Genomic DNA, 26,420 nt, shown 5'->3' on the forward strand with positions numbered 1-26,420 from the left:
GATGTTTCACGTGAAACATTTTGATGTTGTTGTGGTCGGTGGTGGTCATGCCGGCTGTGAAGCTGCTCTTGCATCTGCGAGGGCGGGTGCTTCGACTGCGCTGATTACCATGAAAATGTCTGATATTGGTGTGATGTCGTGCAACCCGGCGATTGGTGGTCTGGGTAAAGGCCATCTGGTACGAGAGATCGACGCGCTTGGCGGTGCAATGGGTCTTGCTGCCGACGAATCCGGGATCCAATTCCGACTGCTGAATCGTACGAAGGGGCCGGCTGTTCAGGGACCGCGTACGCAATCGGACCGTGTCCTGTATCGACGTGCCATGCAACGGATCATGACATCGCAGCAAGGGCTTCAGGTGATTGAAGCCGAGGTCGCGTCCTTGGTTATGGATGGCGGACGCACCGCCGGAGTGATGTTGGCTGATGATAGCACGGTTCTAGCGTCCGCTGTTGTTTTGACCACGGGCACGTTCCTCGGGGGGCTCATCCATATTGGTGACAAGTCCTATCCGAGTGGGCGGATGGGCGATGCCGCGTCCATGCGGATGTCTGAACAATTGCGGTCGCTTGATTTGCCAATCGCGCGACTCAAAACTGGTACGCCACCCCGGCTGAAATCATCATCCATCAAGTGGGATCAACTAGAACTGCAACATGCGGACGATGATCCGTCGTTGTTTTCATTTCTGAGTGACCAGTTGTCAGTTCAGCAGGTTGCCTGCGGAATCACGCATACCAATGCGGCGACGCACGATATTATCCGCAAGAATATCGGACGTTCAGCGATGTACGGTGGTCACATCGATGGTGTTGGACCCCGTTATTGCCCGTCGATCGAGGACAAGGTCGTGCGTTTCGCTGAGAAGGACTCGCATCAAATCTTTTTAGAACCTGAAGGACTTACGTCGGACGTGGTCTATCCCAACGGCATCAGTACTTCATTGCCGGAGGATGTTCAGGCCGATTATGTTCACTCGATCGCTGGGCTGGAAAATGCAGAGATTCTGCAACCTGGCTACGCGATTGAGTATGATTTTGTTGATCCACAAAGCCTTTCAAGTGCGCTGGCTCTGAAGGCATGCCCCGGTCTGTATCTTGCAGGACAGATCAACGGCACAACCGGATACGAAGAGGCCGCCGCACAGGGGCTTGTCGTTGGCTTGAACGCTGCCCGGCAGGCCAAAGGTTTGGATGCGTTTAGTTTCAGCCGTAGTGACTCCTATATTGGCGTCATGATTGATGATCTGATCACCAAAGGTGTCACGGAACCCTATCGGATGTTCACGTCGCGGGCAGAATTTCGGCTGCAGTTGCGTGCAGATAATGCAGACCGTCGATTGACGCCGACTGGGCGCATGCTTTCCCTCGTTGATGATCGGCGTTGGGACAGATTTTCCAAAAAACTTGATCAGATTGAAACAGCATTGAACGTGCTGACCTCGGTCAAGGTCTCGGCGCGGAAATTGGCAGGGCAGGGGGTAAATGTCGCAGTCGACGGTCCTGCGCGAACCGTACACGAGGCGCTGGGTCTTGCAGACTGCGATTTTCCAAAGGTCAAATCGCTTGATGCTTCTCTTGATCAGATACCCGACGAAATCGGTCAGCAGGTCCGGAATGACGCCCTCTATGCGCCTTATGCAAAACGCCAGCAACGTGACATCGACGCTTTGAAAGAAGCAGAAGCGACTGTCATTCCCGCCGGTTTTTCTTTCCAAGGGCTGTCTGGCCTCTCGAATGAATTGAAAATGAAATTGGCAAGGGCACAACCGCAAAACCTTCATGAATGCTTGGTCTTAGAAGGTATGACACCTGCGGCTATGCTGCTGATCCGCGGCGCGTTGCGCAGGGAAGAGGTACGGCGTGTCAGTTGAACGCCGTGCACTCTCATCAGATGTTTCACGTGAAACACTGCTCACCCTCGAGCAGTTCAGCGCATTGTTGTTAAAATGGAACGCCAAGATCAATCTGGTCGCGCGTTCACAAGTATCGGACATCTGGACCCGGCATGTTCAGGATAGCCTGCAATTGTTGCCCCATATTCCCGAGCACTGCGATACCCTTACAGATATCGGCAGTGGCGGCGGATTTCCAGGCGTTGTCATTGCTATCGCAGCCAAGACACAACGGCCGGAAATGCGTGTTCAGCTGATCGAAAGTGATCAGCGCAAGGCTGCGTTTTTGCGGACAGCTGCACGCACCTTTGACCTCAATGTCGATGTTTTTGCAGAGCGGATCACCGATACGACAGCTGTCAGGGCGCAATGCGTTACGGCGCGTGCACTTGCACCATTGACTGATTTGCTGGGGTTTGCCGCGCAGTTGCTAGAGCCGTCTGGCGTCGCAATTTTTCCAAAAGGGCAGTCAGCCCCGGTTGAAGTTGCGACGGCGCGTGAATCGTGGCAATTTTCCTGTGATGCCACCGTCAGTCAGACCGACCCGGATGCGCAAATACTTGTCATAAAGGACATCTCTCGTGCCTGACGCAATTCCCGGCAAAAGCGCCAAGATCATTGCCGTCGCAAACCAAAAAGGCGGCGTTGGCAAGACGACCACGACGATCAACCTTGGTGCGGCCTTGGCAGAAGTAGGGCAGAAGGTGCTGTTGATCGACCTTGACCCGCAGGGCAATGCGTCCACTGGTTTGGGTGTGTCGCCCTACGCGCGTCAGGTGACGACCTATGATTTCATTTTGGGTGACGCGCTGCCAGATCAGGCGATTCAAGCGACGACGGTCAAGAATCTGTCGATCATCCCCGCGACAACAGACCTGAGTTCTGCCGATATCGAGCTGATTTCAAACGAAAAACGCAGCTTTCTTTTATTTGATGCGCTGCGACAGCTGCCGATGGACGCGATGGGCTTTGACTTCGTGCTGATCGATTGCCCGCCGTCACTGAATATCCTGACAGTAAATGCCATGGTTGCTGCACATTCGGTGATCGTGCCGTTGCAAAGCGAATTTTTCGCACTCGAAGGATTGTCGCAACTCATGCTGACCATCCGCGAAGTCCGCCAATCCGCAAACAAGGCGTTGCGGATCGAAGGCGTTGTCTTGACGATGTACGACCGCCGCAACAACCTGTCGCAACAGGTCGAGGCGGATGCGCGCGACAATTTGGGTGGCCTGGTGTTCGAGACGGTGATTCCACGTAATGTGCGCCTGAGCGAGGCACCCTCATTTGCGATGCCTGCACTTTCCTACGACAACCAATCCGCAGGTAGCCAAGCCTACCGCGAACTGGCAGCCGAGGTTCTGTCACAAACCAAATCGCAACTCAGAAAGGTCAGCTGATGTCCCAACCCCCGAAAACCCGTGGTTTGGGCCGCGGTCTTTCTGCATTGATGGCGGATGTTCAGCCAGTCCAGTCCGATACGGAACGGGCCGCCCCGCGTCCGGACCTCTATGTCCCGATCGAGAGCGTTCACCCCAATCCTGATCAGCCCCGGCGCACCTTTGACGATAACGCGCTCGCGGAACTCTCTGAATCTATTAAGGAAAAAGGCGTCATTCAGCCTTTGATCGTGCGCATTCAACCTGGCACGACGGATCAATACCAGATCGTCGCGGGTGAACGTCGCTGGCGCGCATCCCAGATGGCTAATCGTCACGACATCCCGGTTCTGATCCGTGAATTCAACGATACCGAAGTTCTTGAGATCGCGATCATCGAAAATATTCAGCGTGCTGATCTGAATCCAGTCGACGAGGCGGCCGGTTACCGGCAGCTGATGGACCGGTTCGGGCACACGCAGGAACAGCTTGCTTCTGCCTTGGGCAAGAGCCGCAGCCACATCGCAAATCAGATGCGGCTCCTGTCGTTGCCGGACGATGTTCTGGATTGGCTTGGGTCTGGCAAACTGACGGCTGGCCATGCACGGACATTGGTTGGTCACCCCAAGGCGACAGACCTCGCGCGGCAGATCATTTCCAAGGGTTTGTCTGTCCGGGATGCAGAACGGCTGAGCAAGAAACCGGAGACTGACGAAAAGGCCGCGCGGCCACGTCAGAAATCCCGAAAGGACGCCGATACTGTCGCACTCGAAAAAGAACTGTCGGCTGCCATCAACATGCAGGTGAACATTGATCAGGATGCCGGGCAGGAAAGCGGTAAAATGACGATCCGTTACCGCGACCTGAACCAGTTGGATGATCTTATGCGGCAACTCGCGGGCAGCTAGTCTGCCAATAGCGCCCGCAGGACACCATTCAATACCGGGCGTCCTGCGGGCGTGACCCGCAACCGTGTGGGGTCTTTTGCAATGAGGTCCAGTGCGGCCAGCTCTCTCTCTTGTGCATTGCCGTTTTGATAGCCTGCGGCGGCCAGTCGATCACGATCCAGGCCCTCTGCTAACCGAAGCCCCATTAACAGCAATTCAGTCAGTGCGTCAGCGCGGTTGATCTGTTCGCGTGGGTCTTCGCCGTGGCCCTCTTTTTCGACCTGGTTCAGCCAGGCTCCGGGGGCAAGCGGTGTCGCCGTGCCCCATCGGTGCCCATTACGTGTCAGTCGGCCCTGCGCACCCGGACCGATGCCGACATAATCGCCCGACTGCCAATAGATCCGGTTGTGCGTGCTTTCTGCGCCCGGCCGGGCGTGGTTTGACGTCTCATAGCCCACGAACCCTGCAGCGGCACAGATTTCCTGTGTCGCAAAATACATGTCCGCCCCCAGATCGTCGTCCGGTAGTCCCTTCAACTGCCCCAGCGCATCGCGCTGCCCGAAAACAGTGCCGTCCTCGATCGTCAATTGATAGAGGGACAGATGATCGACAGCCATGTCCAATGCCGTGGTCAGTTCCGTTTTCCATTGGTTCAGGGTCTGGTCCTGCCGTGCATAGATCAGATCAAAGCTGACGCGTTCGAACGTGTCACGGGCGACATGAAATGCCGTCATGGCCTCTGCGGCGCTGTGCATGCGCCCAAGCCTGCGCAGATCGTGGTCATTCAATGCCTGGATGCCGAGCGAAACCCTGTTCACACCAGCGTCGCGATATCCACGAAAACGGTCTGCCTCGGTCGAGGTTGGGTTCGCCTCCAGCGTGACTTCGATGTCATTCGCGATGGGCCAGGTCGCGCGGATTTCCCGCATGATCGTATCGACTAGTGACACCGACATCAGGGACGGTGTGCCACCACCAAAGAAAACGGATTGCAAGACGCGGCCGTCGGTTTCTGCCCCAAGCCGCCGAATTTCACTGACATAAGCCCGGCCCCAACGGTCCTGATCCACGTTTGCCGTGACATGACTGTTGAAGTCGCAGTAGGGACATTTGGCCTGACAGAACGGCCAGTGCAGATACAGCCCGAATCCGCCGTGGCGCCAGTCTTCAGGCAAAACAGCCGGCCATCAGTTTTTGAAACGCATCCGCGCGATGGCTGATGCGGTTCTTTTCCCAGCGGTCCATTTCACCGAACGTCTGCGTATACCCAGCAGGCAAAAAGATCGGGTCATAGCCATGCCCCTGTTCGCCGCGTCCGGGCCAGACGATCTGCCCCTCCATCACGCCTTCAAAGACTTCGTCATGACCGTCAGGCCATGCCAGCACCAATGTGCAGCAAAACCTCGCAGTCCGAGGCTCTGGCGCATTGACCGCCTCCAGCGCATCATGGGCGCGGCGCATGGCCATCTGGAAATCCCGCCCCTGCGGTGTTTCAGCCCAATCCGCTGTATAGACGCCAGGCTGACCATCCAGCGCATCAATCTGGATACCGCTGTCATCGGCCAGCGCCGGCAGGCCCGTTGCCTTGGCTGCGGCATGGGCCTTGATCCGGGCGTTACCGACGAAATTATCCTCGGTCTCCTCCGGTTCCGGCAGTCCGTGGTCGGCATTGCTGGTCAACGTTACGCCGTAAGGGCCGAGCAGGTCAGCAATTTCGTCCCGCTTGCCCGTGTTGTGCGTGGCGATCACCAGCTGTTGTCCGTCAAACCGCCTCAAGCGACAGCCTCCATCTGGATGCGGTGCAGGTCCGTGATCCCGGCCTCGGCCAGGTCCAGCAGCTTGTCCATCTGGCCGCGGGTGAATGTCGCACCTTCGGCGGACATCTGCACTTCGACCAATTTGCCTGCGGTCATGATAAAGTTTCCGTCAACGCCGGCCTCGGAATCTTCGGGATAATCAAGGTCCAGAACCTCTTGCCCCGCGTAGATACCACAGGAAATCGCGGCAACCGGATCGACCAGCGGATCGGCCGTGATCAGGCCTGCCTTCATCAGCTTGTTCACGGCCAGTTTCAGCGCAACCCAGCCGCCCGTGATCGATGCGCAACGGGTCCCGCCATCGGCCTGGATCACATCACAGTCAATCTGGATCTGGCGTTCGCCCAATGCGACCCGGTCCACGCCTGCACGCAGGCTGCGTCCGATAAGTCTTTGAATTTCTTGCGTTCTTCCGGATTGGCCGTTCTTGGCCTCGCGGCGCATCCGGGTATGCGTTGCCCTTGGCAGCATGCCATATTCGGCTGTCACCCAGCCGAGTCCGGAATTTTTCAGAAATGATGGTACACGTTCATCGACAGTGGCAGTACATAGAACATGCGTGTCGCCCATGCGGATCATGCAGCTGCCTTCGGCGTGGCGGGTCACACCGGTTTCGATGGATACGTCACGCATTTGGTGGGTCTCGCGGCCGGATGGGCGCATGATGTCAGCTCCTTTTGGTTGCGCAAGCGGCATACGCGCCCCATGTGATAAATCCAAGTCCCGTTGACGCGACCCGTCCGTTTGACCAAAGTCCCAATCGCCTGAAACAGGAAAAAAATGACCCAGTCACCACCGCAATTCGATGATCTGAACGCCCGCTCGCGCGAGGTGTTCCGCAGGATCGTCGAGGGCTACCTTGAAACAGGGGCCCCGGTCGGTTCACGGACGCTGACGCGGACCATGTCCGAACAGGTCAGTGCGGCCACGATCCGCAACGTGATGAATGATCTGGAATACCTTGGCCTGCTGGGCAGTCCACACGTCAGTGCAGGCCGGGTGCCGACACAGGTGGGTCTGCGCATGTTTGTCGATGGCCTGCTCGAGGTGAACGAACTCAACGGTTCGGATCGCGATCTGATCGACCAAACGTTGACGGACCGTGATACCGATGTCGGATCGGTCCTCGACCGCGTCGGGTCGGCCCTGTCCGGGGTGACACAGGTCGCAAGCCTGGTGCTGACCCCGAAACACGAAGCCCCCATCAAGCATATCGAATTCGTCTCGCTTTCTGCGACTCGCGCACTGGTTGTGCTGGTGTTCGCCGATGGACATGTCGAAAACCGCCTGTTCACACCGCCTCCGGGTCAGACTCCGTCCTCCATGCGCGAGGCTGCCAATTTTCTGAACGCCATCGCCGAGGGCCAGACACTTTCGACGCTGGGGGCCGTGATCGAGCGCGAGATCAAGGCCCGCCGGCAGGAAATCGACAGGTTGGCGGCAGAGCTGGTGCAATCTGGTGCCGTGCTGTGGGAAAACGAAGGCGAATCGAACGAACGGTTGATCGTGCGGGGGCGCGGGAACCTGTTGGGTGAGGATACGGACGACATTGACCGCATCCGCAGCCTGTTCGACGATCTGGAACGCAAACGTGATATCGCCCAGTTCCTGGAACTGGCGGATCAGGGCGACGGTGTCCGAATCTTTATCGGTTCCGAGAACAAACTTTTTTCGCTTTCGGGTTCCTCTTTGGTCGTTTCACCGTATATGAACGCCGACCGTAAGATCATTGGCGCCGTTGGCGTCATTGGTCCAACGCGACTGAATTACGGGCGCATCGTGCCCATTGTGAACTACACCGCACAGCGTGTCGGACAGATGATCGCCGACCGCTCCTGAAGGAAATGATATGGCCGACCAAGACGAACCGATGAGCCTGGATGAGCTTGCAGCAGAGGGCGATGAGCTGGACGCGCAAGGTGAAGAAACGCTTGCCCGGATCGCTGACATCGAGGCAGAGCGCGACGATTTCCGCGACAAGTGGATGCGCGCGCTGGCAGATGCCGAGAATACCCGCAAACGCGCCGATCGTGATCGTCGCGAGGCCGAAAATTATGGTGGGTCGAAACTGGCCCGCGACCTGCTGCCGGTATACGACAACCTGCGCCGTGCGCTGAAATCCACCGCCGATACCGACAAGGCGGTGAATGCAGCCCTGCTGGAAGGCGTCGAGTTGACGATGCGCGAATTGATTTCAGTATTCAAGAAACACGGCATCGACCCGATCACGCCAGAGGTTGGCGACAAGTTCGACCCGAATGTGCATCAGGCGATGTTCGAGGCACCGTTGCCTGGCACAAAGGCCGGCGACATCATCGACGTCTCCACCGAAGGATTCATGCTGCACGACCGCCTGCTGCGTCCCGCACAGGTGGGTGTTTCGTCGAACACGGCAGGCTGACGCCTGTTTCGACCCGGCCTGACGGCCGGGCCGACCGACCGGGGGCTTTGCCCCCGGACCCCCGAGTATTTTTGGCAAGATGATGCAGGCGCGGGTCAATCCGCGTCAGGCGTCAACATGGTCTTGAGGTCGTAGATCAGGGCCAGTGCGTCCCGTGCCGTCAGCTCATCAGGCAGAATCGCGCGCAAGCGGTCTTCGACCTGCGATGTTGCCGGGCGTGCGGGTGTGGGGGCAGGCGGGATGGCGGCGAACAATGGCAGGTCGTCGATGACGGCCTTGCGCGCGCCACCACCTTCGCGTTCGCCTTTTTCCAGTGCCTCTAGCACGACCTTGGCGCGGGCGACGACGGCAGGCGGCAACCCGGCCAGCCGTGCGACCTGAACGCCGTAACTGCGGTCGGCCGTGCCTTTTTTCACCTCGTGCAGGAAGATCACGTCGCCGTCCCATTCCTTGACGCTGACGGTCGCGTTGTCGACCCCTGCCAGTTTGGCGGACAGGCTGCTCATCTCGTGGTAGTGGGTGGCGAACAGGGCGCGGCAGCGGTTGACGTCATGCAGGTGTTCCAGCGTGGCCCAGGCAATGGACAGACCGTCGTAGGTCGCCGTGCCGCGGCCGATCTCGTCGAGGATGACCAGCGCCCGGTCGTCAGCCTGATTCAGGATCGCGGCGGTTTCCACCATTTCCACCATGAAGGTTGACCGTCCACGGGCCAGATCATCAGAGGCACCGACCCGGCTGAAGATCTGGCTTACGATGCCGATCTGCGCGCTGGTGGCTGGCACGAACGCCCCCATCTGAGCCAGTATGGCGATCAATGCATTCTGGCGCAGGAATGTCGATTTACCGGCCATGTTCGGCCCGGTCAGCAGCCAGATCGGCGTATCTGTCAGATCGCAGCCGTTGGCCACGAATGGTTGGCCTGCGCGCATGAGTGCCGCCTCAACCACCGGATGGCGGCCACCCTCGATGGTAAAGGCGCGGCTGTCGTCGATGTCCGGTCTGACCCACGCCTCGCGTCGTGCAAGATGGGCAAGACCTGCCGCAAGATCACATTCCGCCAACGCGCGTGACAATAGGCCAAGGTGCGCCTGTTCGGCGAGAATAGAATCTGAAAGGCCTGCATAGAGCCTTTTTTCAATTTCAAGCGCCTCTGATCCGGCGTTGAGGATGCGGCTCTCGATTTCGTTCAGTGCGACGGTTGTAAACCGAACCTGATTGGCGGTGGTCTGACGGTGAATGAACGTGTCCGACAAGGGGGGCGTCATCATGCGGTCGGCGTGCGTAGCAGTCACCTCGATAAAATATCCTAGCACGTTATTATGCTTGATTTTCAGTGCGTTGATGCCCGTTGTTGCGATGAATTCCGCCTGCATGGCGGCGATAACACTGCGACCTTCGTCACGCAGTTTGCGCGCTTCGTCCAGATTGGCGTCATAGCCGGGCGCGATGAAACCACCGTCCCGCGCCAAAAGCGGTGGATCCGCGACAAGGGCTGCATCCAGCAGGTCATGAATGGCATCATGTCCGGTCAGACCTGACTGGGCTTCGGCCAGCAGATTTGGCAATTCTGCCTTGTTTAGTGTCTGTTCCAGCCGCTGCGCAGCTTCGATCGTGTTGCGGATCGCAGCCATGTCGCGGGGGCCGCCACGATCAAGTGCGAGGCGTGACAGTGCGCGGTCAAGATCATGGGTCCCGCGCAGATGATCGCGGATATCCTCGGTCAGGGCAGGGTCATCGACCAGGGCCGCCACGGCATCCTGACGTGCTGTGATCACGTCCAATCGTCGGGATGGCGCAGACAGGCGCCGTTCCAGCAGACGCGCGCCGGCCGCCGTGACGGTCTGGTCGATGGCATCCAGCAGCGATCCGGCACGACCGCCTGACAGCGCGTGGGTCAGTTCCAGTGAACGGCGCGTTGCAGCGTCTATCTGCATGCTGGCGGCGCGGTTTTCCTGCACCGGCGGGCGTAGCAGGGGCAGCTGTCCCTTTTGCGTGATGTCGAGGTATTCCGTGACACCTGCGAGGGCCGCGACCTCGGCCCGTGTGAATGCACCGAACGCATCCAGTGATCCGACCCGGAACAGGTCGCACAACCGTTTTTCACCACTTGTGCTGTCGAATGCCGCGCGGCCCAGTGTTGTCAGGCTGGCACCCGCGTCCTCGATCAGGGATCGAAAGCTGTCCTCTGTCCCGTCCGCGATCAGCACTTCCTTGGCGGCGAGCCGCGCGAGTTCGGGGGCGAGCGCCACCACCGGGCAGGTCATCACCCGCAGCACGCCGGTCGAGATATCGACCCAGGCCATCGCGGTGTCGTCGCGCACCTGTGCGATCGCGGCCAGATAGTTGTGTCGCCGGGCGTCCAGCAGGCTGTCCTCGGTCAATGTGCCGGGGGTGACCAATCGCACCACGTCGCGTTTGACCACGGACTTCGACCCGCGCTTTTTCGCTTCTGCGGGGCTTTCCATCTGTTCGCAGACGGCGACGCGGAATCCCTTGCGGATCAGGGTCAGCAGATAGCTTTCGGCGGAATGCACAGGCACGCCGCACATCGGGATATCGGCCCCGTCGTGTTTGCCGCGTTTCGTCAGGGCAATGTCCAGTGCCGCAGCGGCCTGCACCGCGTCGTCAAAGAACATCTCGTAGAAATCGCCCATCCGGTAGAACAGGATCGCGTCCTGATACTGATCCTTCAGTTCCAGGTATTGCGCCATCATCGGCGTAATTGTGTCGGACATCGAACCCTCGGCGCTGGTAGCGTTAAACCCTAACATTGCGCGCCGGACCATGAAAGCAGCGGTTGAGCCAATTCGCGGGCCTGTCTAACGTGGCCGCCTGACCGGAGGGGATATTCATGGCCAAAGTAACAAGAGAAGACGCGCTGGCGTTCCACCTGCAACCCGCACCGGGCAAATGGGAAATCAACGCGACGGTCCCGATGACCACGCAGCGCGATCTGTCGCTGGCCTATTCCCCGGGTGTGGCCATCCCCTGCGAGGAGATCCACGCCAATCCCGCGCTGGCCTATGATTACACCAACAAGGGCAATCTGGTCGCGGTCATTTCCAACGGCACGGCTGTGCTGGGGCTGGGGAACCTGGGCGCGCTTGCGTCGAAACCGGTGATGGAGGGTAAATCCGTCTTGTTCAAACGGTTCGCCGACGTCAATTCCATCGATCTGGAACTGGATACAGAGGACGCGGATGCGTTCTGCAATGCGGTCCGGCTGATGGGACCCAGCTTCGGGGGGATCAACCTCGAGGATATCAAGGCACCGGAATGTTTCATCATCGAACAGCGTCTGAAAGAGGAAATGGATATCCCCGTTTTCCACGACGACCAGCACGGCACGGCGGTCATCTGTGCGGCGGGTTTGCTCAATGCGCTGCATCTGTCCGGCAAAAAGATCGAGGATGTGCGGATCGTATTGAACGGCGCAGGGGCGGCGGGGATTGCCTGCCTTGAATTGCTCAAGGCGATGGGCGCGCAGCATAACAACTGCATCATGTGCGACACCAAAGGCGTGATCTATCAGGGCCGGACCGAAGGTATGAACCAGTGGAAATCGGCCCATGCCGCGACCACGGACGCAAGGACCCTGACGGACGCGATGAAGGGTGCCGATGTCTTTCTGGGGGTGTCGGCCAAGGGGGCCGTGACGCAGGACATGGTCGAAAGCATGGCGCCGAACCCGGTGATCTTTGCCATGGCGAACCCCGATCCCGAGATCACGCCAGAAGAGGCGCACGCCGTCCGTGATGACGCGATCGTGGCCACTGGCCGCAGCGATTATCCCAACCAGATCAACAACGTGCTGTGTTTTCCCTACCTGTTCCGTGGCGCGCTGGATATCCACGCCCGTGCGATCAACGACGAGATGAAAATCGCCTGCGCCCATGCGCTGGCGCAAATGGCCCGAGAGGACGTGCCGGACGAGGTGACGGCTGCCTATGGGCGCAAACTTAACTTTGGCCGCGATTACATCATCCCCACGCCGTTTGATCCGCGTCTGATCAGTCGTATCCCCCCGGCGGTTGCCAAGGCTGGCATGGATACCGGTGTTGCACGCCGCCCGATCATCGACATGGACAGCTATGTCGCGACGTTGACCGCACGGATGGACCCCACGGCGAACATTCTGCGCGGGCTCTATGCGCGTGCGCGCAGCGCCCAATCGACGCTGGTCTTTGCCGAAGGCGACGACCCGCGCGTCATCCGTGCGGCCATCGCCTATCAGCGGCAGGGGCTGGGCCGTGCGCTGGTCGTGGGGCGCACACGCGACGTCGAGGCGCTGTTACGCGCCGAAAAGCTGGATGACGCCATTGGCGAGCTGACGATCGTCAATGCGGCGAACACGGAACACCTGGAAACCTACAAATCGTTTCTCTACGCCCGCCTGCAACGTCAGGGCCATGACCGTCAGGACGTGCACCGGCTGGCCGCGCGTGACCGGCATGTCTTTGCCGCGCTGATGCTGGCGCATGGGCACGCGGATGGGATGGTCACGGGGGCCACGCGCAAATCCGCGCAAGTGCTGGAATTGATCGGCCATGTCTTTGACGCGAAACCGCAGGATGGTGCTGTCGGCGTGACGGCCCTGCTGAATCGGGGCCGGATCGTGCTGATTGCCGATACGCTGGTGCAGGAATGGCCGGACGAAGAGGATTTGGCCGATATCGCCACCCGTGCCGCACAGGTTGCGCGCGGCTTTGGTCTGGAACCGCGTGTCGCGTTTTGCAGCTTCTCGACCTTTGGCTACCCGAAATCGGAACGCGCGGACAAGATGCACCGCGCCCCCGAGGTGCTGGACCGTCGCGGTGTCGATTTCGAATACGAAGGCGAAATGACGGTCGATGTGGCGCTGAACCCGCTTGCGGCAGCGGCCTATCCGTTCAGCCGTCTGACGGGGCCAGCCAATGTGCTGGTGGTGCCCGCGCGGCATTCTGCCTCGATCAGCGTCAAGCTGATGCAAGAGATGGGCGGCGCGACAGTCATCGGCCCGATCCTGTCGGGGGTTGGAAAACCCGTGCAGATCTGTTCCACCGTGTCTTCGGTCAATGATATTTTGAACATGGCGGTGATCGCCGCCGGAAAGATTGCCTGACATGGCTATTTGGAACCTGGGATCAATCAACGCGGATCACGTCTATGCCGTGCCGCATATTCCACAGGCGGGCGAAACCCTGTCTGCCACCGATCATGCGCTGTTTCTGGGTGGCAAGGGCACCAACATGTCCGTCGCCGGTGCCCGTGCGGGTGCCACCGTGCATCACATCGGCGCTGTCGGTGACGATGGTGAATGGTGCGTCGACAGATTGATGGAATACGGCGTCGACACGCGGTTCATCGCGCGGGTCGATGCGGATACCACGCAGGCGCTGATCGTTGTCGATCTTCAGGGTGAAAACATGATCGTCCTGTCCCCCGGTGCCAACGAGGTCATCCCGCAGTCCATCCTGCAAGAAGCCCTGTCCGAGGCCGAAACCGGCGATTGGCTGCTGATCCAGAACGAAACCAACCTGCAACGCACCGCCGCCGTACTGGGGCGCAAGATGGGGTTGCGCATCGCCTACGCCGCCGCACCCTTTGATGCGGACCGCGTGCAGGCGGTTCTGCCGGCGCTGGATCTGTTGTTTCTGAACGCGGTCGAGGCGCAGCAGCTACAGGATGCGACGGGCCTGACGCCGGATGCGCTGGGCGTGGCCGACGTGATCGTTACCCTTGGGGCAGACGGGGCCGATTGGTACAGTCGCGCAGGCAAACAGCATTTTGACGCGATCCCGGTCGAACCGGTTGATACCACCGGGGCTGGCGACACGTTCACCGGCTACACGCTGGCCGGGCTGGATCGCGGGCAGCCCATGGCGCAGGCCATCGGTGTCGCGATGCGGGCCGGTGCGCTGATGGTGCAACGCCATGGCACCGCGGACGTGATCCCGGACCTCAAGGAGGTCCAGGACATGATGCTCGACGGCAGCTAGTGGACAAAGGGCGCATCTGCGCCCCAGATCTGCGCCACGCGGGCATCGCGGCCGCAGCCCCGGCGATAGTATTCATAGGCCCCCATCTTGGTTTTCACGCCGCCGCGCGTGACCTTCAGACCTTCGCTCTTGTAGTAGTCCTGATGGTAAGCTTCGGCGCGATAGAACGTGCTGGCGGGCAGAACGGGCGTGACGATCTGTCGGCGCAGCTGGCGCTGGGCTGCATTGATCGCTGCCGTCGCCTCGTTTGCCTGTTGCTGGTTCAGCGCAAAGATCGCGCTGCGATAGCTGTTGCCACGGTCGCAGAACTGTCCGCCGGCATCCAGCGGGTCGATGCTGCGCAAGAACAGGTCGATGATTTCGCGGTAGCTGATCACGTTCGGGTCGAACGGGATGAATACCGCCTCGTAGTGGCCGGTCCCGCCACGTACGACAGCATTATAGGTCGGGTTCGCCGTCGTGCCGCCGGTGTAGCCTGACACGACATCGCCGACACCGCGCACCTTTTCGAAATCAGCCTCGACACACCAGAAACAGCCACCCGCAACGATGGCGGTGTGCGTCGCCTGTGCCTGTGCCCCGGTCGTCAGACCCAGTGCACAGATCACGGCGGTGATCAGACGTTTGAACATTACTTTCCCCCTCGCAAAGTCGCCTGACCGTGCAACGGCGCACAGCGTCTGCGCAATGCTGTCGCGGCGTCCTCACGCGGTCTTTACCCGTGTGAAAGATCGGCCTAGCGTCGCGGAAAACTGGAAGGATTTTCAATGCCCCCCGAGGTATCGACCCATCAATCCGCAGAGGATTTGCGCAACAATGACATTCTGATCTGGGTCGATGGCCATCTGAGACCCAAGGCCGAGGCCACGGTCAGCGTCTATGACAGCGGTTTCATGCTGGGTGACGGCATCTGGGAAGGTCTGCGCCTGTATGACGGTCGCTGGGCCTTTCTGGACGATCATCTGGACCGTCTGTTCGAGGCCGCAAAGGCGATTGATCTGGACATCGGGTTGGACCGGGCAGGCGTGATTGCCGCGCTCGAGGACACGCGCCGCGCCAACGACATGACCACCGATGCGCACGCACGGCTGATGATCACGCGCGGGGTCAAGGTGCGCCCGTTCCAGCACCCGTCGCTGTCGCAGTCGGGTCCGACCATGGTCATCATCATGGAACATTCCAAACCGTCCATTCCGCGCCCGATCAATCTGGCGACGGTCCCGCACCAACGCGGTCTGCCGATGACCCAAGACCCCAAGCTGAACAGCCATTCAAAACTGAACTGCATCCTGGCCTGTATCGCTGCACAAAAGGCGGGCGCGGACGAGGCGCTGATGCTGGACGTGCATGGTTTCGTGAACACCACCAACGCCTGCAATTTCTTTATCGTGCGCAAGGGGGCGGTTTGGACCAGCACCGGGGACTACTGCATGAACGGCATAACCCGGCAAAAGGTGATCGACGTGTGCCGGGCGGATGGCATTCCGGTGTTTGAACGCAATTATTCGCTGGTTGATACCTATGGCGCGGACGAGGCGTTCCTGACGGGTACCTTTGGTGCGCAGACGCCCGTTGGCACGATCGACGGGCGGGTGATCGGCAGCGGGCAGCTGGGTCCGGTGACCACACGGATCAGGGGGTTGTACAAGGCATTGGTGGCGGCGGCATGAAAATCGCGATGTGGTCCGGGCCGCGCAACCTGTCGACGGCAATGATGTATAGCTTTGCCGCGCGGCCGGATTTCGCGGTCTGGGATGAACCATTCTACGCGCCCTACCTCGCACGGACGGGCGCGGACCATCCGATGCGCGATGTCATTCTGGCGGCGCATGAAACCGATCCGGCCCGTGTTGCTGCGCGCTGCGCCGGGCCGATCCCCGATGAAAAGCCCCATTTCTACATGAAACACATGCCGCATCACATGGACGGGATGCCGTTGGACTGGGTGTCGGACTGCGTCAATATTCACCTGATCCGCCATCCCGCGCGGGTCGTTGCCAGCTACGGCGCAAAACGCGATAGCGTCACGGATGACGATATCGGCTTTGCCGCGCAGACGGCCCTGTTCGACCGGATTGGCGGGATGGTCATAGACAGCGCCGATATCCGGGCTGACCCAGAATCCATGTTGCGCAAATTGTGCGACGCGATCGGTCTGGATTTTGATCCTGCGATGCTGTCCTGGCCCGCAGGCGGCCATCCTGACGATGGGGCGTGGGCCCCGCATTGGTATGGTGCGGTTCATGCCAGCACCGGGTTCGCCGCGGCTGAACAGGCTTTGCCGGACCTGACGGGCGAGGCAGCAGCCCTCGCCGCGCGCGCGATGTCGCATTACGACAGGCTGTTTTCCTGTCGGCTGAAATAATTCGTCTGCCCCTGAAACTTTGCCCGGATGCGCCTCGTGACTGTTCACGAATGGTCGCCAAGATTGCACGCGACCTGAAATGTTTCAGATATCCGGGCAGGATAGTGAGTATTGTTTTAACCAGTATCGCCAGGCCCGGCGTTAACGAGTGATTTGTTAAACCCGCCCCGGTGCAAACCGGGGCGGGTTGTTTCGTTCTACTTCTTCAACCGCCGTGCGCGTGCGGCGAGCAGTTTCAGGCGCAGCGCGTTCAGCTGGATGAAACCCTGCGCGTCGGTCTGGTCATAGGCACCGGCGTCGTCCTCGAACGTGACATGCGCCTCGGAATAAAGCGAGGCATCGGACCAGCGGGCGACGGTGTTGACCGAACCCTTGTACAGTTTCACGCGGACGGTGCCCTGTACCTGCTCCTGGCTCTTGTCGATCAGGGCTTGCAGCATTTCCCGCTCTGGCGAGAACCAGAACCCGTTGTAGATCAGCTCTGCGTAGCGGGGCATGATGCTGTCCTTGAGGTGGCCCGCACCGCTGTCCAGCGTGATCTGCTCGATGCCGCGATGGGCCTCCAGCAGGATGGTGCCGCCGGGTGTTTCGTAGATGCCGCGGGATTTCATGCCCACGAAGCGGTTTTCCACGAGGTCAAGACGACCCACGCCGTGCTTGCCGCCTAGTTCGTTCAGCTTGGTCAGGATCGTGGCTGGCGACATTGCCTCGCCGTTGATCGCAACCGCATCGCCACGCTCAAAGGTGATTTCCACCATTTCGGGCGTATCGGGGGCGTCCTCTGGTGCGACGGTGCGCTGATAGACGTAATCGGGGGCCTCGATTGCGGGGTCCTCCAGCACTTTACCCTCGGACGAGGTGTGCAGCAGGTTGGCGTCGACGCTGAACGGTGCCTCACCGCGCTTGTCCTTGGCGACGGGAATCTGGTGTTGTTCGGCAAATTCAAGCAGCTTGGTGCGGCTGGTCAGGTCCCATTCGCGCCAGGGGGCGATGACCTTGATATCGGGGTTCAGGGCGTAGGCCGCGATTTCGAACCGGACCTGATCGTTGCCCTTGCCGGTTGCACCGTGGGCGACGGCATCGGCACCTTCTGCCGCTGCAATCTCGACCAGACGCTTGGAAATCAGCGGGCGCGCGATGGATGTGCCCAGCAGATACAGCCCCTCGTATTCGGCATTGGCGCGGAACATCGGGAACACGAAATCACGCACGAATTCCTCGCGCAGGTCCTCGATATAGATGCTGGAGGCACCCATATCCTCGGCCTTCTTGCGGGCGGGTTCCAGTTCCTCACCCTGACCAAGGTCAGCGGTAAAGGTCACGACCTCGCAGCCGTATTCGGTTTTGAGCCATTTGAGGATGATGGATGTGTCCAGACCGCCGGAATAGGCGAGGACGACTTTCTTGGGCGCGGTCATGGTAAGGGCCTTTGCAACGTGAGCGTTGGTCCAGCGCGATACTGCGATTTGTGATGCGGGGCAAGGTTTGCGCCGTTGCCGGTCAGATGACATCCCGCAAAAACGCGGCATCGCCGTCATTTGCCAGCATCCCCAGCGCATCGGTGGGGCTGACCCAGACGGCGGTGTGGTTCGGCTCGACCGGATGGCTGATCCGCAGGGTGGGGCGCGCCACGTAGATATGACACAGCTTTTCCGCGTGGCGTTTGTATTCGGGCATCCAAGTGAACCTGCGAAACGCCCCCAGACGGCGGGGTTTGGCGATGCGCCAACCGGTTTCCTCGAACACCTCGCGGTGCAGCGCCTGAATGGGGGTCTCGCCCGGATCGATGCCGCCGCCGGGCAGTTGCAATTCGTTGTGCGGATCGCCCTGCCATGTCAGCAACAGCATCCCGTCACGCGGCAAAATCACATAGGCACCGGGGCGCAAACCATAGCGCACGTCATGTTTCGGGGGTGTCCCGTATCTGCGGATCATCGTCGCCCCCTTGGACCATTGCTTGCCGTCACTATATGGACCCGATATGCCAATTCCGCACAAGTTAGGAAAGCCCATGACCTTAGGCTCTCAGATCGCCTGGGACGACACCGTTCTGCCATTCACGCTGGATGCGTCCGACATCCGGGGCCGCGTTGCGCGCCTGGACGGTGTTCTGGATGCGGTCCTGAAACAGCATGACTATCCTCCGGTCATCGAGGCACTGGTTGCCGAAATGGCCCTGCTGACCGCCTTGATCGGCCAGACCATGAAACTGGAATGGAAGCTGTCGCTACAGGTGCGGTCATCGGGTGCCGCGCGCCTGATCGCCACGGATTACTATGGCCCGACCGAGGACGGCGAACCGGCCCGGATGCGGGCCTACGCCGGATATGACGCCGATCTGCTGGATGCAGGTGCAGACCCGTTTTCGCAGGTTGGCGACGGTTATTTCGCCATTCTGATCGACCAGGGCAGCGGCATGGCACCCTATCAGGGGATCACGCCCCTGACCGGCAGTAGCCTGTCCGCCTGCGCCGAGACTTACTTTGCTCAGTCCGAACAGATTCCGACGCGGTTCTCGCTGTCGTTCGGCCTGAACCAGAACGCAGGCCAGGGCGCGCGCTGGCGTGCCGGTGGCGTCATGCTGCAACACATGCCCAAGGCGTCCCCCTTTGCCAGCGGTGAAGGCGGCAGCGGCGAGGGTGGTTTGCTGGCCGCAGAGGATATTCTGACGGATGATGAGGGCGAAAACTGGCGCCGTGCGAACCTGCTGCTGGACACGGTGGACGATCTGGAACTGATCGGGCCATCGGTTGCGCCTACGGACCTGCTGGTGCGTCTGTTTCACGAAGAGGCACCGCGCGTCTATGACGCCCAGCCCATCACCTTTGGTTGCACCTGTTCGGCTGATCGCGTCCGTCAAAGCCTGTCGATCTATTCGGCCAAGGACATCGGCACGATGACCACCGACGAAGGCATCGTTACCGCCGATTGCCAGTTTTGCGGCGCGCATTACGAATTCCAGCCCGATACGCTGGGGTTCGAGGCCGAAAAAACCGATGGCGACGCCTGATCTGGAATCCCGTCTGCTGGGTGCGCTGGCCCGTCCGGGCCGGCCATCCACTGATTATGACCTGAACCCCGACGTGATGCGACCGGCGAGCCGCACATTGCGACCGGCTGCCGTGCTAATCGCCGTGCGGCCGGCCAGTGGGACCGTAATCCTTACGAAACGGTCTGCTGCCTTGCGCCACCATCCGGGGCAGATTGCCTTTCCGGGTGGCAAGCTGGATGCAGGCGACGCTGACGCAATCGCCGCCGCCCTGCGCGAGGCAGAGGAAGAGGTCGGTCTGCCCCGGTCTGCCGTACGTGTGCTGGGTGCCTTGCCCAGCCACGAGACGGTGACCGGTTTTGACATGACCCCTGTGATCGGGATGATCGACAGGGATTTCACCCCGCGTCCCGAGGCGGGCGAAGTATCCGAAGTGTTCGAGGTGCCATTGGCCCATGTGACAGACCCCGCCCGTTTCCTGGTCCAAAGCCGCCGTTGGCAAGGCAGCAGGCGGCATTACTATACCGTACCCTACGGCCCCTATTACATCTGGGGGGCCACGGGCCGGATCCTGCGCGCGCTGGCTGACCGGATGGCAGTATGACCCGGTTGAATGCCCCCTGGCTGACGACGCCCGCATCGGTTGCGGTCTGCACCATGCTGACAGAGGCAGGCCATCAGGCGTGGTTCGTCGGCGGTTGCGTGCGCAACGCGTTGATCGGCGCACCGGTCAGTGATCTGGACCTGACGACGGATGCCCGTCCTGACCGGGTGATGGCGCTGGCGCAGGCAGCGGGGCTAAAGGTCGTGCCGACCGGGATCGACCACGGCACCGTCACGGTGATTGCGGATGGCGCACCCTACGAGATCACGACGTTTCGCCGCGACATCGACACGGACGGGCGGCACGCCACCGTCGCCTACACCGATGATCTGTCTCAGGATGCCCGCCGCCGGGATTTCACGATGAATGCGCTCTATGCAGGCGCGGACGGCAGAATCGCCGATCCATTGGGCGGTGTGCCGGATGCCCTGGCCGGGCGGGTGCGGTTCGTTGGTGATCCCGTGCTGCGCATCCGCGAGGATTACCTGCGTATCATGCGGTTTTTCCGGTTCTTTGCCTGGTATGGCGACCCGGCGCTGGGCATCGACGCCGATGGTCTGGCGGCCTGCGCGATGAATGCCGACGGATTGGATGGCCTGTCCGCCGAACGGGTCACGCAGGAACTGCTCAAGCTGCTGGCAGCGCCCGATCCGGCACCCGCTTTCGCCAGCATGGCCGCCTGTGGCGCGCTGATGCGGGTGTTGACCGGGGCCGCTGCCGATGTGTTGACCGTGCTGGTGCATGTGGAACAACGCGCGGGTCTGGCACCCGATCCAATGCGACGCCTCGCGGCGCTGGGCGGATCGCTGGACCGGCTACGGCTGAGCAAGGCACAGGCCGCGATGATCCACACGCTGCGCGCCGACCAGGCAAGCCCGGCGGAAATGGGATATCGACACGGCGCGGCTATCGCGATCGACAAACTGGCGATCCTTGCCGCGACCATGGGGCAGGAAATCGACCCCAAAGCAGTGCAAAGCGCCCGTTTTGGCGCGGATCAGATCCTGCCGGTCAGTGCCGCCGATTTCATGCCTGCCGTGCAGGGACCTGCGTTGGGACAGGCCCTGAAACAGGCCGAATCACGCTGGATCGCGTCCGGTTTCACACTGACACGTGACGACCTGCTACGCGGTGCCACTTGAAACCCCGGACAAAGGGGCAGACACCGAGGGCCTAATCACATCTCAGGTCTGTCTTTCGTGTTTCGTTTCTTTGAACGTCTTGTCGATCCCTATGTTGCCTACACGGAAACGGATACGCCGCCGCAGCGGCTGATCCCGTTTCTGCGCGACTACGCGCGACCGTTTCGGCGGATGTTCGCGGTCACTGCCGTGCTGGCGGCTGCGGTCGCCGCGGTCGAGGTCTGGTTGATCTATTACCTGGGGCGGCTGGTCGATCTGCTGGACACGGGGCGCGCGGCATTCTGGGACAACCACGGGATCGAACTGATCGTCGTGGCCCTGTTCATTCTGGTCCTGCGCCCCATCGTGCAGGGCGCACAGGTGGCGTTGCTGAACAACACGATCCTGCCGAATTTCACCACGCTGGTCCGCTGGCGGGCGCACCGGCAGGTGCTGCGCCAGTCCGTCGGCTGGTTCGAGGACGATTTTGCAGGGCGCATCGCGAACCGGATCATGCAGACGCCACCCGCCGCGGGCGAGGCGATCTTTCAGGTGTTCGACGCGATTGCCTTTGCGCTGGCCTATCTGATCGGTGCGGTGATCCTGCTGGGCAACAGCGACGCGCGGCTGATCCTGCCGATGATGCTGTGGCTGGTGCCCTATCTGTTGCTGCTGCAATGGACGATCCGCCGCATCGGGCCTGCGTCCAAGGCTGCGTCCGATGCGCGTTCGGTGGTCACGGGCCGTGTCGTGGACAGCTACACCAACATCCACTCGGTCAAGATGTTTGCCCATCACGACAAGGAAGTGGCCTACGCCCGCGACGCGATCGAGGGCGCGCGCACCACGTTCCAGCGTGAAATGCGACTCTATTCCATCATGGACATCGCGCTGCTGGTGCTGAACGGCGGGCTGATCGTCGGCGTCGTCGGCTATGCGCTGTTTTTGTGGCTGAACGGGCTGGCCAGTGCCGGCGTTGTCGCGGCTGCCACCGCGCTGACATTGCGCCTGAACGGCATGAGCGGATGGATCATGTGGGCGGTCTCGACATTGTTCCAGAACCTTGGCGTCGTGGCCGAGGGGTTGGAAACCATCGGCCAGCGCACGCGGCTGGTCGACAGCCCCGATGCCAAACCGCTGGTGATGACCGCAGGTGCATTGCAGATCACAGGGCTGAGCCATCACTATGGCCGGGGCGGCGGCGGTCTGGACCAGATCGACCTGACGATTCCGGCGGGGCAAAAGGTCGGCCTCGTTGGCGCGTCCGGGGCCGGAAAATCGAGCCTGATCAAACTGCTGTTGCGTTTTTATGACGCAGAACAGGGTCGGATCGAGATTGACGGACAGGACATTCGCCACGTCACGCAAGACAGTCTGCGGCGTGCCATCGGAATGGTGCAGCAAGACAGCTCTCTCTTGCACCGGTCCGTGCGGGACAACATCCTGTATGGCAGGCCCGATGCGGACGAGGACGCGATGATTGCCGCAGCCCGGCAGGCCGCTGCGCATGATTTCATCCTGACGCTCGAGGACAGCGAGGGGCGGCGTGGTTACGACGCACTGGTGGGTGAACGCGGGGTCAAATTGTCAGGCGGGCAAAGGCAACGTATCGCCCTGGCCCGCGTCATTCTCAAGGATGCACCAATCCTGGTGCTGGACGAAGCCACCAGCGCGCTAGATTCAGAGGTCGAGGCGGCGATCCAGTCCGCATTGGTCACGATGATGGATGGCAAGACGGTGATTGCCGTCGCGCACCGCCTGTCGACCATCGCGCGCATGGACCGGATCATCGTCATGGAAAACGGGCGCATCGTCGAGGACGGCACGCACGACAGCCTGCTTGCGCAGCAAGGGCGCTATGCCCAGTTCTGGGCGCGTCAGTCAGGCGGATTTTTAGGGGACGACGGATGAAACCCGAAACGATGATCGACGCCTTTGCCCCGGCAGAGGGACCGCCACCGGATTCACTGGCCGCATTCCTGCGCTGGGCGTTGGCAGGCAGTGGGCGTGCACTGGGTCTGGGATCGTTGCTGTCCATCGCGGCTGGCGCGCTCGAGGTGATCTCCGCGCTGATTCTTGGCCGGGTGATCGACCGGGCGCTTGCAGCGGACGCGGATGGGTTTTTTGCCAGCAACGTCTGGTTGTTGGCTGCTGTCGTGGCGTTTTTCATCCTCGCGCGGCCGATCACGCTGGGGCTGTCGGCGCTGTTGAACGTCGTGGTGATGGGGCCGGGCATCTATACGCTGGTGCTGTCGCGGTTGCACCGGCACACGCTGGGACAGGCGGTCAGTTTCTTTGACAACGATTTTGCAGGTCGGATCAGCCAAAAACAGATGCAGGCGGCGCGGGCGACGACCGACACGGCTGTCGATTTCGTGCAAACGGTGGTCTACGCGCTGGCCTCGGTCGTGGGGTCCGTGCTGCTACTGACCGGCATTGATATGTGGTCAGCCCTGTTGCTGGCCGTCTGGCTGGTTGCCTATATCGCGCTGATCCGGGGGTTCATGCCGAAAATCCGCGCCACGTCCAAGGCGCGGGCCGGCACGCGGGCGATGGTCAGCGGGCAGGTCGTCGACACGATCACAAACATCAAGACGGTCAAGCTGTTTGCCCATGCCGACCACGAGGACCGGGCCGCCATCGGCGCGATGGAAAAATTCCGCGTGGCGGGGCTCGCCTATGGGTGGGTGAACGTGTGGTTTCGCCTGTTCCTGATGGCGCTGGCGGGCACGCTGCCGGTCCTTCTCGTCGGGATCACGCTGCTTCTGTGGACCAATGGTGCGGCCACCGCCGGTGACATCGCGATTGCAGGCACCATCGGATTGCGGCTGTCGCAGATGACGGGGTGGGTCAGTTTCACTCTGATGCAGATGTACGGCAACGTGGGCGAAATCGAGGACGCGATCCAGACGCTGTCGCCACCCCATGCCCTGACCGATGCCCCTGATGCCGCAGCACTGGCGCTGACGGATGGTGCGGTCACGCTGGACGGTGTGACGTTTACCTATGGCGGTGGGCAGGGCGGTCTGCGCGACGTAACCCTGCACGTCGGCGGGGGCGAAAAACTGGGGATCGTCGGTGCATCCGGCGCGGGGAAATCCACGCTCGTTGCCTTGTTGCTGCGGCTCTATGACCCGGAAAAGGGGCGGATTCTGATCGACGGTCAGGATTTGCGGGACGTCACACAAGAAAGCCTGCGGCGCGAGATCGGGATGGTCACGCAGGAAACGTCGATGTTCAACCGCTCTGCACGCGACAACATCCGCTACGGCAATCCCGATGCGGACGATGCAGCCCTGACAGCCGCCGCCGACCGGGCCGAGGCATCCAGTTTCATTCCGGGTTTGCGTGATCATGCCGGACGCACCGGGTTCGACGCCTATCTGGGCGAACGCGGCGTGAAACTGTCGGGCGGCCAGCGGCAGCGCATCGCGATTGCCCGCGCGATCCTCAAGGATGCGCCGATCCTTATCCTGGACGAGGCAACCAGTGCGCTGGACTCCGAGGTCGAGGCGTCGATTCAAACCGCACTCGATCAGGTGATGGACGGCAAGACGGTCATCGCCATTGCACACCGGCTGTCCACGCTGCGCCAGATGGACCGGATCATCGTGCTGGAAGAGGGACGTATCGTCGAAGAAGGCACCCATGACAGCCTGCTGGCGCAAAATGGGCTTTACGCGCGCTACTGGAATAGGCAATCGGGGGGCTTCTTGACGCTACAGGACGCCGCTGAATGAAAATCACCGCGATGACGCATCTGGGACTGGGCCGCACCGAGGATGGCACGCTGATCCCGCGCACCCTGCCGGGCGAGGACGTGGCCCTGCGCGACGATGGATCGGCGCAGATCATGACACCGTCGGTCGATCGGGTCGCACCGCCCTGCCGTCATTTTAAAACCTGTGGCGGTTGTGCGTTGCAGCATGCCTCTGATGCCTATGTGGCTGGTTTCAAACAGGGGATCGTCGAACGGGCCCTGTCCGCGCATGGCCTGACACCGCCGTTTCGCACCTTGCACACCTCTCCACCGCAATCGCGCAGGCGTGCTAAATTTGCCGGTCGCCGTACGAAGAAGGGGGCGATGGTCGGGTTTCACGCACGTGCATCCGATGTTCTGGTGGCGGTGCCCGATTGCCAACTGGTCACGCCCGCGCTGTCTGCCGCGATCCCGATGCTGGAAGCGTTGACCGTCTTGGCCGCGTCCCGCCGGGGCGAGGTCGCGCTGACCGTTACCGAGAGCCTGAACGGGCTGGATGTGCTGATCGGCACCGACCAGCCACTGACCGACCAGTTGCGCCTCGACCTTGCGGTTTTTGCGCAGAACAGCGGGTTGGCACGGCTGACGTGGAACGATGAAACCTTGGTGACGATCCAGTCCCCGGCGCAGTCCTTTGGCCCGGTGCAGGTCACGCCGCCGCCGGGGTCATTCCTGCAAGCCACAGCTGATGGCGAGGGTGCCCTGCGCGACGCGGTTCAGGAGATCCTGCAAGGCGCTGATCGCATTGTTGATCTGTTTGCCGGTTGCGGGACGTTTGCGCTGGCCCTCGCCACGCAGGCAGAGGTGCTGGCCGTCGAGAGCGAGCCCGAGATGCTGGCCGCACTGGATCGGGGCTGGCGCAGTGCGCGCGGGTTGAAACGGGTCACCACGCTGACACGCGACCTGTTCCGCCGTCCGCTTGAACCCGACGAATTCAACGGGTTTGATGCCGTTGTCATCGACCCGCCGCGTGCAGGCGCTGCCGCACAGGTGGCCACGATTGCGGCCAGCGGGATCAACCGGGTGGCGATGGTATCGTGCAACCCCGTCACCTTTGGGCGGGATGTCGCCACATTGGTCGCTGCGGGATTTGTCGTTGACTGGGTTCAGGTTGTGGACCAGTTCCGCTGGTCACCTCACGCAGAAGTGGTGGCGCAACTGACACGCGGGTGATGTTGCACCGCTTGTCCGCTAGCGCAGGTTCGCGCGCTGTCGTAGATTGCGG

The 26,420-nt window shown here is 61.1% G+C and carries 23 protein-coding genes; 16 read left to right on the forward strand and 7 right to left on the reverse strand.

All coding sequences use genetic code 11. From position 1 onward, the window contains the following. Position 1 precedes the first annotated feature (1 nt). From mnmG to LGQ03_RS08180, 4 genes are read left to right on the forward strand one after another with little or no spacing between them, the layout of a single operon-like run. A complete protein-coding gene (gene mnmG / locus LGQ03_RS08165) occupies positions 2-1,873 on the forward strand; it encodes a tRNA uridine-5-carboxymethylaminomethyl(34) synthesis enzyme MnmG (protein ID WP_226748009.1) in 1,872 nt (623 codons plus the stop codon). Continuing rightward, the gene (rsmG, locus tag LGQ03_RS08170; RefSeq protein WP_226748010.1) at positions 1,863-2,483 is read left to right on the forward strand and encodes a 16S rRNA (guanine(527)-N(7))-methyltransferase RsmG; all 621 of its coding nucleotides are present in this window, start codon (positions 1,863-1,865) and stop codon (positions 2,481-2,483) included. The genes mnmG and rsmG overlap by 11 nt, the downstream gene beginning before the upstream one ends. Next, the gene (locus LGQ03_RS08175; protein ID WP_226748011.1) at positions 2,476-3,294 is read left to right on the forward strand and encodes a ParA family protein; all 819 of its coding nucleotides are present in this window, start codon (positions 2,476-2,478) and stop codon (positions 3,292-3,294) included. The genes rsmG and LGQ03_RS08175 overlap by 8 nt, the downstream gene beginning before the upstream one ends. Continuing rightward, on the forward strand, positions 3,294-4,181 hold the full coding sequence (locus LGQ03_RS08180; protein ID WP_226748012.1) for a ParB/RepB/Spo0J family partition protein: 888 nt from the start codon (positions 3,294-3,296) through the stop codon (positions 4,179-4,181). The genes LGQ03_RS08175 and LGQ03_RS08180 overlap by 1 nt, the downstream gene beginning before the upstream one ends. On the opposite strand, the gene hemW is transcribed toward LGQ03_RS08180, so the two are convergent. Genes hemW through rph form a run of 3 tightly spaced genes read right to left on the reverse strand, consistent with a single transcriptional unit; the run spans position 4,178 to position 6,640 of the window. Next, the gene (gene hemW, locus LGQ03_RS08185) at positions 4,178-5,335 is read right to left on the reverse strand and encodes a radical SAM family heme chaperone HemW (RefSeq protein ID WP_226748013.1); all 1,158 of its coding nucleotides are present in this window, start codon (positions 5,333-5,335) and stop codon (positions 4,178-4,180) included. The two genes, LGQ03_RS08180 and hemW, sit on opposite strands and share 4 nt — an antisense overlap. Continuing rightward, a complete protein-coding gene (gene rdgB, locus LGQ03_RS08190) occupies positions 5,328-5,936 on the reverse strand; it encodes an RdgB/HAM1 family non-canonical purine NTP pyrophosphatase (protein WP_226748014.1) in 609 nt (202 codons plus the stop codon). Before rdgB ends, hemW begins: the two co-directional genes overlap by 8 nt. Next, positions 5,933-6,640: a ribonuclease PH gene (gene rph, locus LGQ03_RS08195; RefSeq protein WP_090158102.1), complete on the reverse strand. Its 708-nt coding sequence runs from the start codon at positions 6,638-6,640 to the stop codon at positions 5,933-5,935. The genes rdgB and rph overlap by 4 nt, the downstream gene beginning before the upstream one ends. Before the next feature lie 117 nt (positions 6,641-6,757). Between rph and hrcA the strand changes: the two genes are divergently transcribed. Continuing rightward, positions 6,758-7,816, forward strand: a complete 1,059-nt coding sequence (gene hrcA, locus LGQ03_RS08200) for a heat-inducible transcriptional repressor HrcA (RefSeq protein WP_090158101.1) — start codon at positions 6,758-6,760, stop codon at positions 7,814-7,816. A gap of 10 nt (positions 7,817-7,826) precedes the next feature. Then, entirely contained in the window at positions 7,827-8,378 is a 552-nt protein-coding gene (locus LGQ03_RS08205; protein ID WP_090158100.1) for a nucleotide exchange factor GrpE, read from the forward strand. 95 nt (positions 8,379-8,473) lie between these two features. Here LGQ03_RS08205 and mutS read toward each other — a convergent pair whose 3' ends face one another. After that, a complete protein-coding gene (gene mutS / locus LGQ03_RS08210) occupies positions 8,474-11,113 on the reverse strand; it encodes a DNA mismatch repair protein MutS (protein WP_226748015.1) in 2,640 nt (879 codons plus the stop codon). Between the two features lie 116 nt (positions 11,114-11,229). On the opposite strand from mutS, the gene LGQ03_RS08215 reads away from it, so the two are divergent. Together LGQ03_RS08215 and LGQ03_RS08220 are read left to right on the forward strand one after the other, a co-directional pair. After that, the gene (locus tag LGQ03_RS08215; RefSeq protein ID WP_226748016.1) at positions 11,230-13,479 is read left to right on the forward strand and encodes an NADP-dependent malic enzyme; all 2,250 of its coding nucleotides are present in this window, start codon (positions 11,230-11,232) and stop codon (positions 13,477-13,479) included. A gap of 1 nt (position 13,480) precedes the next feature. Further along, complete coding sequence (locus LGQ03_RS08220; protein ID WP_226748017.1) at positions 13,481-14,356, forward strand: ribokinase; 876 nt, start codon at positions 13,481-13,483, stop codon at positions 14,354-14,356. Here LGQ03_RS08220 and msrA read toward each other — a convergent pair. Further along, positions 14,353-14,988: a peptide-methionine (S)-S-oxide reductase MsrA gene (gene msrA, locus LGQ03_RS08225; protein ID WP_226748018.1), complete on the reverse strand. Its 636-nt coding sequence runs from the start codon at positions 14,986-14,988 to the stop codon at positions 14,353-14,355. The two genes, LGQ03_RS08220 and msrA, sit on opposite strands and share 4 nt — an antisense overlap. Positions 14,989-15,123: 135 nt before the next feature. Between msrA and LGQ03_RS08230 the strand changes: the two genes are divergently transcribed. Next, positions 15,124-16,026, forward strand: a complete 903-nt coding sequence (locus tag LGQ03_RS08230; protein WP_226748019.1) for a D-amino acid aminotransferase — start codon at positions 15,124-15,126, stop codon at positions 16,024-16,026. Beyond that, entirely contained in the window at positions 16,023-16,721 is a 699-nt protein-coding gene (locus tag LGQ03_RS08235) for a sulfotransferase (protein ID WP_226748020.1), read from the forward strand. The genes LGQ03_RS08230 and LGQ03_RS08235 overlap by 4 nt, the downstream gene beginning before the upstream one ends. A gap of 197 nt (positions 16,722-16,918) precedes the next feature. Here LGQ03_RS08235 and LGQ03_RS08240 read toward each other — a convergent pair whose 3' ends face one another. Then, entirely contained in the window at positions 16,919-18,139 is a 1,221-nt protein-coding gene (locus LGQ03_RS08240; RefSeq protein ID WP_226748021.1) for an argininosuccinate synthase, read from the reverse strand. Positions 18,140-18,221: 82 nt separating this feature from the next. After that, the gene (locus LGQ03_RS08245) at positions 18,222-18,656 is read right to left on the reverse strand and encodes an NUDIX hydrolase (protein ID WP_226748022.1); all 435 of its coding nucleotides are present in this window, start codon (positions 18,654-18,656) and stop codon (positions 18,222-18,224) included. 76 nt (positions 18,657-18,732) lie between these two features. On the opposite strand from LGQ03_RS08245, the gene hslO reads away from it, so the two are divergent. From hslO to LGQ03_RS08275, 6 genes are read left to right on the forward strand one after another with little or no spacing between them, the layout of a single operon-like run. Beyond that, positions 18,733-19,731, forward strand: a complete 999-nt coding sequence (gene hslO, locus LGQ03_RS08250) for an Hsp33 family molecular chaperone HslO (RefSeq protein WP_090158092.1) — start codon at positions 18,733-18,735, stop codon at positions 19,729-19,731. Further along, on the forward strand, positions 19,718-20,314 hold the full coding sequence (locus tag LGQ03_RS08255) for a CoA pyrophosphatase (protein ID WP_226748023.1): 597 nt from the start codon (positions 19,718-19,720) through the stop codon (positions 20,312-20,314). The genes hslO and LGQ03_RS08255 overlap by 14 nt, the downstream gene beginning before the upstream one ends. Next, positions 20,311-21,456, forward strand: coding sequence for a CCA tRNA nucleotidyltransferase (locus LGQ03_RS08260; RefSeq protein WP_226748024.1), 1,146 nt, complete (start codon positions 20,311-20,313; stop codon positions 21,454-21,456). The genes LGQ03_RS08255 and LGQ03_RS08260 overlap by 4 nt, the downstream gene beginning before the upstream one ends. Before the next feature lie 57 nt (positions 21,457-21,513). Then, positions 21,514-23,346, forward strand: coding sequence for an ABC transporter ATP-binding protein (locus LGQ03_RS08265; RefSeq protein WP_226748025.1), 1,833 nt, complete (start codon positions 21,514-21,516; stop codon positions 23,344-23,346). After that, entirely contained in the window at positions 23,343-25,175 is a 1,833-nt protein-coding gene (locus LGQ03_RS08270; protein WP_226748026.1) for an ABC transporter ATP-binding protein, read from the forward strand. Before LGQ03_RS08265 ends, LGQ03_RS08270 begins: the two co-directional genes overlap by 4 nt. Next, positions 25,172-26,368: a class I SAM-dependent RNA methyltransferase gene (locus tag LGQ03_RS08275; RefSeq protein WP_226748027.1), complete on the forward strand. Its 1,197-nt coding sequence runs from the start codon at positions 25,172-25,174 to the stop codon at positions 26,366-26,368. Before LGQ03_RS08270 ends, LGQ03_RS08275 begins: the two co-directional genes overlap by 4 nt. Positions 26,369-26,420: the final 52 nt, after the last annotated feature.

The sequence above is a fragment of the Loktanella gaetbuli genome (genome assembly GCF_020531945.1).
GTDB classification, from domain to species: Bacteria; Pseudomonadota; Alphaproteobacteria; order Rhodobacterales; family Rhodobacteraceae; genus Loktanella; species Loktanella gaetbuli.